8 protein-coding genes and 1 CRISPR repeat array (1 of these 9 only partly in view) are annotated in these 7826 nt (G+C 65.8%); of the genes, 3 read left to right on the top strand and 5 right to left on the bottom strand.

Translation table 11 applies throughout. The features are described from left to right. The coding region (gene cruF, locus C458_RS11225; RefSeq protein WP_008575783.1) for a bisanhydrobacterioruberin hydratase at nucleotides 1–750 on the top strand (750 nt) is incomplete at its 5' end. 54 nt (nucleotides 751–804) lie between these two features. Here cruF and C458_RS11220 read toward each other — a convergent pair. Beyond that, nucleotides 805–1752 (bottom strand): DMT family transporter, encoded by a 948-nt coding sequence (locus C458_RS11220; protein ID WP_008575781.1) that lies wholly within the window; start codon nucleotides 1750–1752, stop codon nucleotides 805–807. Nucleotides 1753–1763: 11 nt separating this feature from the next. Between C458_RS11220 and C458_RS18265 the strand changes: the two genes are divergently transcribed. Continuing rightward, entirely contained in the window at nucleotides 1764–1919 is a 156-nt protein-coding gene (locus C458_RS18265) for a hypothetical protein (protein ID WP_160162997.1), read from the top strand. A 4-nt stretch (nucleotides 1920–1923) separates the two neighbouring features. On the opposite strand, the gene C458_RS11215 is transcribed toward C458_RS18265, so the two are convergent. The 4 genes from C458_RS11215 to C458_RS11205 all read right to left on the bottom strand — a co-directional run bounded on the left by C458_RS11215 (nucleotide 1924) and on the right by C458_RS11205 (nucleotide 5227). Further along, the gene (locus C458_RS11215; RefSeq protein WP_008575779.1) at nucleotides 1924–2715 is read right to left on the bottom strand and encodes a helix-turn-helix domain-containing protein; all 792 of its coding nucleotides are present in this window, start codon (nucleotides 2713–2715) and stop codon (nucleotides 1924–1926) included. Between the two features lie 57 nt (nucleotides 2716–2772). Continuing rightward, nucleotides 2773–3792, bottom strand: a complete 1020-nt coding sequence (locus tag C458_RS11210) for a phytoene/squalene synthase family protein (RefSeq protein WP_008575778.1) — start codon at nucleotides 3790–3792, stop codon at nucleotides 2773–2775. Nucleotides 3793–3960: 168 nt separating this feature from the next. Beyond that, on the bottom strand, nucleotides 3961–4113 hold the full coding sequence (locus C458_RS18485) for an HVO_2523 family zinc finger protein (RefSeq protein WP_008575776.1): 153 nt from the start codon (nucleotides 4111–4113) through the stop codon (nucleotides 3961–3963). Between the two features lie 643 nt (nucleotides 4114–4756). Further along, entirely contained in the window at nucleotides 4757–5227 is a 471-nt protein-coding gene (locus tag C458_RS11205) for an Lrp/AsnC family transcriptional regulator (protein WP_004042506.1), read from the bottom strand. 164 nt (nucleotides 5228–5391) lie between these two features. On the opposite strand from C458_RS11205, the gene C458_RS11200 reads away from it, so the two are divergent. Beyond that, complete coding sequence (locus C458_RS11200) at nucleotides 5392–6441, top strand: CNNM domain-containing protein (protein ID WP_008575774.1); 1050 nt, start codon at nucleotides 5392–5394, stop codon at nucleotides 6439–6441. Between the two features lie 218 nt (nucleotides 6442–6659). Beyond that, nucleotides 6660–7826: direct repeats of the CRISPR family, unit length 30 nt; unit sequence GTTTCAGACGAACCCTTGTGGGATTGAAGC; it runs 1615 nt beyond the window's last position.

Here is a 7826-nt window from a genome sequence, read left to right as displayed (position 1 = left end):
GTCGCCAGCGCGATGGGGTGGCTCCCCGACCCGCTGGCGTTCAACGCGTTTCTCATCCTCCTCGGGACGCTCGTGATGCGCTCGCCGCTCATCGTGGGCGTCCTCCCGCTCGTGACGCGCCGGGCCGCCCTCGGCGTCGGCGCGCTCACCGCCTACGCCTACGCCATCGAGTACACCGGCGTCACCACGGGCTGGCCCTACGGCTGGTTCCACTACGGCGTCGACCTCGGACCGACCGTCGCCGGCGTCCCCGTTGGACTGCCGGTGTTTTTCATCCCGCTCGTGATGAACGCCTACCTGCTGTGTCTGCTCTTGCTGGGCGACCGCGCCCGCAACGGGGCCGTCCGCCTCGGCGTCGTCATCGCGGCCGTCCTCGCCATGGACGTGGTGCTCGACCCCGGCGCGGTCGCGCTCGGCTTCTGGGAGTACTACCGCCTCGCCGACGACGCGCGCCTGTTCTACGGCGTCCCGCTTTCGAACTACGCCGGCTGGGTCGTCAGCGCGACCGTCGCCGTCGTCGCGCTCGACCGGTCGTTCGACCGCGAGGCGCTCCTCGCGCGGCTCGACCGCACGGAGTTCATGCTCGACGACCTCGTGAGCTTCGTCATCCTCTGGGGCGGCATCAACGCGTGGTTCGGCAACTGGATACCCGTCGCGGTCGCGGCGCTGTTCGGGGTCGGACTGCTCAGAACGGACCGGTTCGACTCGCGGCTGCTTCGACTCCCGCGGCGGTTGCCGTGGCGCTCCTGAGCGCCGGGAATCGCTCGCGCTCGTGCTCGTCTGGCGCGACTCCTGTGCCGTCCCTCAGTCCGACTCGACGCCGCGACGCCGGCCACGGTAGACGGCCCCGAGTCGTTTCCACTTGAGCAGGCCGAAGCCGAGCAGGATGAGCCCGAAGCCGAGAAGCGTGGCCGGGGTCACGGGCTCCGTGAACAGGAGCCAACTGTACACCGTCCCGAAGCCGGCGACGGCGTAGGTGACGAGGTTGAGTTCGACCGAGCCGAGCCGCGGGAGCAGCGAGAAGTACAGCAGGTAACTGACCGCGCTCGCGAAGACGCCGAGGTAGACGAGGCCGGCGACGCCAGCCAGCGACACGTCGACCTGCGCCAGCGACTCGGTCGGGCTCGCGGCGCTCGCGACGTGGGTCACCGCGGCGCCGACGACCATCGCCCACGCGGTCTGGGCGGCGAACGGCAGGTCGGTCTCGATTCGCTGGGTGAGCACGCCGCCGAGCGCGAACGCCGCCGCGGCGAGCACCAGTATCGCCTGTCCCGTCGCGTTCGCTCCGAGGAGGTTCGCCGGCTCCGGGTCGGTGACGACGACGAGTCCGAGGAAGCCGACGGCGACGCCGAGCAGTTCGACCGGGCCGAACCGCTCGTCGGGAAGCCACAGCTTCGCGAAGCCGACGGTCAGTATCGGAATCAACCCCGCGAGCACCGACGCGACCGCGCTCGGGACGCTCTGCTGACCGATGTTTTGGAGGGCGCTATACCCCGCGAGCGACAGGAGCCCGGCCGCGGCGACGACCGCCCAATCGCGTCTCGTCCGGGGTCGCCAGTAGTCGGCGCGCCACGCCGCGTACGGCAACAGGAGCGCCGCGCCGATGTCGAGTCGGAGCGCGGCGTACAGAATCGGCGGGAACGATTCCAGCCCGAGCGTCACCGCGGGGTACGCTCCGCCCCACAGCGCCGCCAAGACGACGAACAGGGCGGCGCTCCGAGAGCGACCGGCGGGAAGCGACTCACCGACCATGGCGCGTGAAGATGGGAGACAGCAACGTCGTCGGCGCGCGCTGGGCAGCGGTCTGTGGGTGCGTCTCTGGTGTCGGCTTCGGTCCGCCGGCGGTCGAGAGCGGTGCGTCGGCGTGTGCGCTCATCACCGAGAGCTACGCCGGCGACCCCCGAGAACCGGAGGGTTAGGATGCTAACCCCCGCCGTCGAGTCGCGCGTTCGTCGAATTGGGGTCGGGGTCGGAGCTGGAATCGGAGTTGGGGTCGGGGTCGGAATCGGCATCGAACCCATCGAGGCCGGCGAGCGCGGAGACGGCAGCCCCGAGGAGTTTTCGCTCAGCGCGGCGGAGCGTCTTCGAGATGGCCACGTCGGAGACGCCGCAGCGGTCACCGAGAGAGGCGAGCGACTCCCCTCTCGGCGTCTCGTAGTAGCCGTGTTCGACCGCCGTTCGGAGCACGTCCGACTCGGCGTCGGTGAGTCGGGCACAGCCGTCGAGGAGCGTCGCGGCCTCGTCGAAGTTCCGGAAGACGTCGGCCGAAAGCGAGTCTCCGAGCGGCGTCTGCTCGACGACGGCGAGTTCGTAGCGACGGTCGAGCGAGTCGAGGGTGTCGGCCGCGGCGTCGGCGTCGGCGAACCCGAGATGCCACCGCTCCCAGCCGTCTCTGTCGCGGAGCGGGCCGATGACCGCGCCGCCGTTGGCGAGGACCGTTTCGATGGCGACCGTCTCTTCGAGCACCACGTGGGCGGTCGCGTGCGAGCCGCGCTTTCGCTTGAGTTCGAAATAGCTGACGCCGTCGGCGTCTCTGAGCGCGCGGATGCCGGACTCCAACTGCGACCGCCCGGGCGACGAGGCCTCGACCCAGAGGTCACACCGGCCCGTCTCGGGCGAGAGGTTCCAGTACGGCGTGGTAAGCGTCACGTCGTGCGCGGCGGTCACCCGTCCCAGCGGACAGTCTAACCGGGTATCGAGGGTGACGCGGTACATGGGGAGGACTCCGTCGCCCACCCAGTAAACCGTTTCACTCGCGGAGAAATTACGCCGTCAGTCCGAGCCCCAGCGGTTCAGCGACCGAAGCCACCCCGAGACGCGTCCGCTCCGCCGCGAGTGGTCGACCGGCGTCGAGCCGGGGCCGAACTCCGCGTCGAGTTCGTCGTCGTCGGGGTACGGGACGACGCTGACGGCTTTGAACACGGCCACGGGGTCGCGCCAGACGGCCCAGTACGCCGCGGTCTTCGCGAGGAGCGTGAGCTTCCGGCCGAAGCCGAGTTCGGGCGTCGTCGTGAGGGTGTCGTAGTCGAGCTTTCGAATCGACCGGTGGTGGTCGGCGTACAGCACCGCCGACAGCAACACCGGGAACTGGCAGTCCGCCGGGAGGTACTCGATGCCGGCGACGCCGTCGCGGTACAGCGACTCCGTGCGGCGGAGTTCGTCGCGCATCACGTCGGCGACGCGCTCGTCGAAGTCGAGGTCGAGAATCTGTTCGGTGTCGACGCCGTGGCGGTCCAGCGTCGTCTGCGGGAGGTAGACCCGGTCGCGCTCGACCACGTCTTCGCCCACGTCGCGGAGGAAGTTCGACATCTGGAACGCCTGCCCGAGCGCCGTCGCGTGCGGGAGCGCCGCCTCGGGGTCGGCGGGCCGCATGACGGCGGTCATCATCCGGCCGACCGCCGAGGCCGACCCGTCCATGTACGTCTCTAACTCCGCGTACGTCTCGTAGCGGTCCTTCTCGATGTCCGACTCCATCGCGTCGATGAAGATGTTCACGTCGTCGGGGTCGATACCGTAGCGCGCTCTGAGTTCGGCAAACGCCGACAGGACGGGGTCGTCGGTCTCGACCTCGCCGAGCGCCTCGGCGCGGAGGCGTTCGAGCCGGTCGCGTTGCTGTGCCGGCGGCGCGGTCTCCTCGGCGTCGACGACCTCGTCGGCGACGCGGAAAAACGCGTACAGGACGTACGTGGCGTGTCTGACGCGCTCCGGAAGGAGCCGCGTCGCGAAGTAAAACGTCTTTCCCGTCCGCTGTTGGATGTCTTTTCCCGCCTCGACCTGTGATTCGTTGAGCATCGTTTCGTGTGCGTGGGCGCGTCCGACTCGGGACCAACTGAACTGACCGGGGAGGACGGCCGTTTGTTAGGCCGCCGCCGACATAACGCTTCGTGCCGTCGTGAAATCAACCCGCGAATCCCCCGACTTCGCGACGGTTCCATCTCAGGCGGCTTCTGTCAGTTTTCGTTACCAGAACGTGTCGCTGCAATCGTAGACGACCCCGTGTTCCGGGCAGACGTACTTGCAGTGGCGGTAGTCCATCGACGTGCCGCAGAGGGGGCAGGGTCTGCCCTTCGGGGATTCGATAGCGCACGCGTTCCGTCCGGCGTCGTCGTCCATACGAGGGTTCGTAGGACGCGACCGACATATCCCTTACTGCCGTCGGCAGCGTCACTCGCAGATTCGCCCCGTCGTTCGATTCCGTCCAGCTCGGTCCGGTTCAGCCCGGTCCGGCCCGGTCCAGTTCGGCTCGGGCCGACTCGGTCCAACCCGGTGCCGGCAGTCTCGGACAGTGCGACGACACCGCTGCACTCGGCGCGGCGGAGGCCCCCCACCCGAGTCGCTCGGACGGCGACTCTCGACCGGCGGGCGCGTCGCTCACGAGTCACAAACGAGTCACAAACGGCGTTAGAGAACGAACAACCGAGGCGTGGACGCCGTCGGAAGCGAACGACCGGGGGCGGTCGTCCGGTGAAACCACGTAGCGTACCACGCGGCGAGTGCGGGGACCTCGACCGCGCGATGCTGTTGCAGCTGCGTCTACCCGTTGTCGGAGCGCGTTGAACCGCTCTGGTGGTGATGGTGGTGGTGGGGGGCATTCGGTCGGCGAGAGACCGACGCGAACGGGAGGGTCTCTGACAACGGCGATTACCAGTTCGTTATCACCTATCAAAGCTGTACCGGTGGTTCGGGAACCGCGTCACCGGAGACGAAACGAGGCGAACTCCCCCACGAGACGGCGTGTCGCCGCTCGTGCAGTCGGTCACTCGTCGCCATCCCCGAACTTCGCGTACGGGCTCCGGTGGGTGTTCCGAATCAGATCCTCGTCGGAGACGCGGAGGCCCAGTTCGTCTAACTCCTCGCCGATGCGGCTGAGGTCGTCGCCGTCGACGCCGATGGCCCGGACCATGACGTTCCGCTCGCCGGTCATCACCTCCTGTACTTCGACGACGCCCGGAACCGCGGCGGCGGCCTCGGCCAGTTCCTCGCGCTCCGGAATCGGTGCCGTACAGACGATAAGTGTGTACAGCTGGTAGCCCGCCCGCTCGTAGTCCACGTCGGCGTGATAGCCGCGGAGCACCCCGTCGGCTTCGAGCCGCTGGATGCGGTTCCGGACGGTGCTCGCCGAGGCGTCGAGCGAGTCAGCGATGTCGGTCGACGACGTGCGGCGCGCCTCCGCCTGCAACGTGTACAGTATCCGCCTGTCCAGCGCGTCGAGTTCTCGACTCGTCATTCACATGGTCGTCTGTCGGCCGCGACATTAACCTTCCCGACAAGATTATCAGAACAGCAGTTTTCCTCAATGTATAACCAACTCCCGACAACTGGTTACATATATATTCGGACGACCGATGCTTTCTAACCGGTCGCGCTCGAACGGACGGGACACCGACACAGATGAACCCAACAGAGATCGGTATACGACTCGTCGCGGGGGTACTCCTCATCCTCGCGAACGGTTTCTTCGTGGCCATCGAGTTCGCGCTGACGCGCGCCCGACAGTTCACCGAGTCCGAGTTCGTCGACGGCGACTCTCGGCTCGAACGCGCCTGGGAGATGACCCAAGAGCTCGAACTGTATCTCACGACCTGTCAGGTCGGAATTACGGCGTCGAGCATCGCCGTCGGTATCGTCGCCGAGCCCGCCCTGGCGGCGCTGTTCGAGCCGCTGTTCGCCGGCACGACGCTCGCGACCATCGGGGCCGGCGCGCTCATCGCCTACCTGATTATCAATCTCCTGCACCTCACCCACGGCGAGCAGACGCCGACGTACCTCGGCGTCGAGCGCTCCCGGATGGTCTGTCGCTACGGTGCGACGCCGCTGCACTGGTTCTACGTCGCCATCTCGCCGCTCATCAAGTTCGGCGACTGGGTTGCCAAGTGGACGCTCAAGCTCTTCGGCATCGAGATGACGGGCGCGTGGCTCGAAACCGAGACCGACGTCATCGAATCCCGCGGCCAACTCCGCGAGCGCCTGGACTCGCTGCTTCAGGAGGGCGAACTCCCCGAGGAGCGCCGCGACGAGGTGCTCAACGCGCTCGACGTGGACGAACTCTCCATCAGCGAAATCATGATTCCAAGCGACGACATCGTCGCGCTCTCGACGACCGCGACGCCCGGCGAGAACTTCGAGCGGATTCGGAACACACCCCACACCCGCTTCCCGCTCGTCGGTGAGTCGCTCACCGACTTCCGAGGCGTCGTCTACGCGCCCTCCATCATCGACAACTTCGAGGCGCTCCGCGCCGGCGAGCGCTCGTTCGACGAGATTGCCGCGCCGACGATGACGCTCGCCGCCGACACGAACGTCAGCGACGCGTTCGACCAGTTCCAAGCCGAGGACCAGGAACTCGCGCTCGTCCTGCGGGACGGCGAGGTCGTCGGCCTCCTCACCGCGACCGACGCCCTCGAAGCGGTCATGGGCGAACTCGACGACCCGCTCGACTAGCGCTCTCGACGCTCCCCCTCGAATTTTTTCGGCGTGCGGCCGCGCCCCGCGGACGAGCCGACCGCGTGACGACTGCCCGAGAGAGTGGTTCTCGACAGTGCCAGTGACGAACCGACGTTTTCGTCGACCCCCCGGGGGTTGCGGGTGAATTGAGGGTCGACGGAAACACTCTTTTGAATTCGGGTGATACACGTCATTGTACCCGTGAATTCGGGATGGTTTCAGACGAACCCTTGTGGGATTGAAGCAGGTACTGGAGGTAGGTCGACTCGACTCTAGGCACGAGTTTCAGACGAACCCTTGTGGGATTGAAGCTCGTACTCGCTCTCGGCCGTCACAGTCCCTCTCTGCGTTTCAGACGAACCCTTGTGGGATTGAAGCCACTCCTTTAGGTGGCGGGCGGCGCGTTGGACACCCGTTTCAGACGAACCCTTGTGGGATTGAAGCATTTGACATTGGTGTGTTGCCCCACATATGGGAGAGTTTCAGACGAACCCTTGTGGGATTGAAGCTTCTCGTAGCTGATGGTGATGCCGTTCGAGTCGTCGCAGTTTCAGACGAACCCTTGTGGGATTGAAGCGGTCTCCTAAGCCAAGCCAACAGCCGCGCCCTCGAAGGTTTCAGACGAACCCTTGTGGGATTGAAGCCGCCCCGTCGATGGACAGGAACCACTTGATGAACGTTTCAGACGAACCCTTGTGGGATTGAAGCGACTTCGGTCCTCACGTCCGTCGAATACCCCGCCAGTTTCAGACGAACCCTTGTGGGATTGAAGCCCTAACGACACGGATTACGGGGTCTTCGGTACAGAGTTTCAGACGAACCCTTGTGGGATTGAAGCGAGTCTGGGACTATCACGTCGGCCATTGGCCCGGGTGTTTCAGACGAACCCTTGTGGGATTGAAGCATCGCGTGTACGCCCGGCGGGCGCGCCGCTCGCGGGTTTCAGACGAACCCTTGTGGGATTGAAGCGTCTACAGCGGCGTTGGTGCCATTGGGCTACTCGGTGGTTTCAGACGAACCCTTGTGGGATTGAAGCAAAAACGGTTACTCGCCCGAAGGGGCCGAGGCAGTCGTTTCAGACGAACCCTTGTGGGATTGAAGCCGCGCTCGTAGTCGGAGTCGGGGTCGCGGACGAGTTTCAGACGAACCCTTGTGGGATTGAAGCCGACGCCGTTGCCGCCCATCGCAACGACGAACTGGTGTTTCAGACGAACCCTTGTGGGATTGAAGCCGAATCGGTGTTACTCATGCACTCTCACCTGCCCGGAAGTTTCAGACGAACCCTTGTGGGATTGAAGCGGTCAGGGGGGCGACACTCCGGTTGCCAAATTCACCGTGTTTCAGACGAACCCTTGTGGGATTGAAGCGCACACTGCGTTAGT

Origin of the sequence: Haloferax sp. ATCC BAA-644, assembly GCF_000336975.1 — an archaeon.
Taxonomy (GTDB): Archaea; Halobacteriota; Halobacteria; order Halobacteriales; family Haloferacaceae; genus Haloferax; species Haloferax volcanii.
This window is presented reverse-complemented; position numbering and strand designations above follow the sequence as displayed.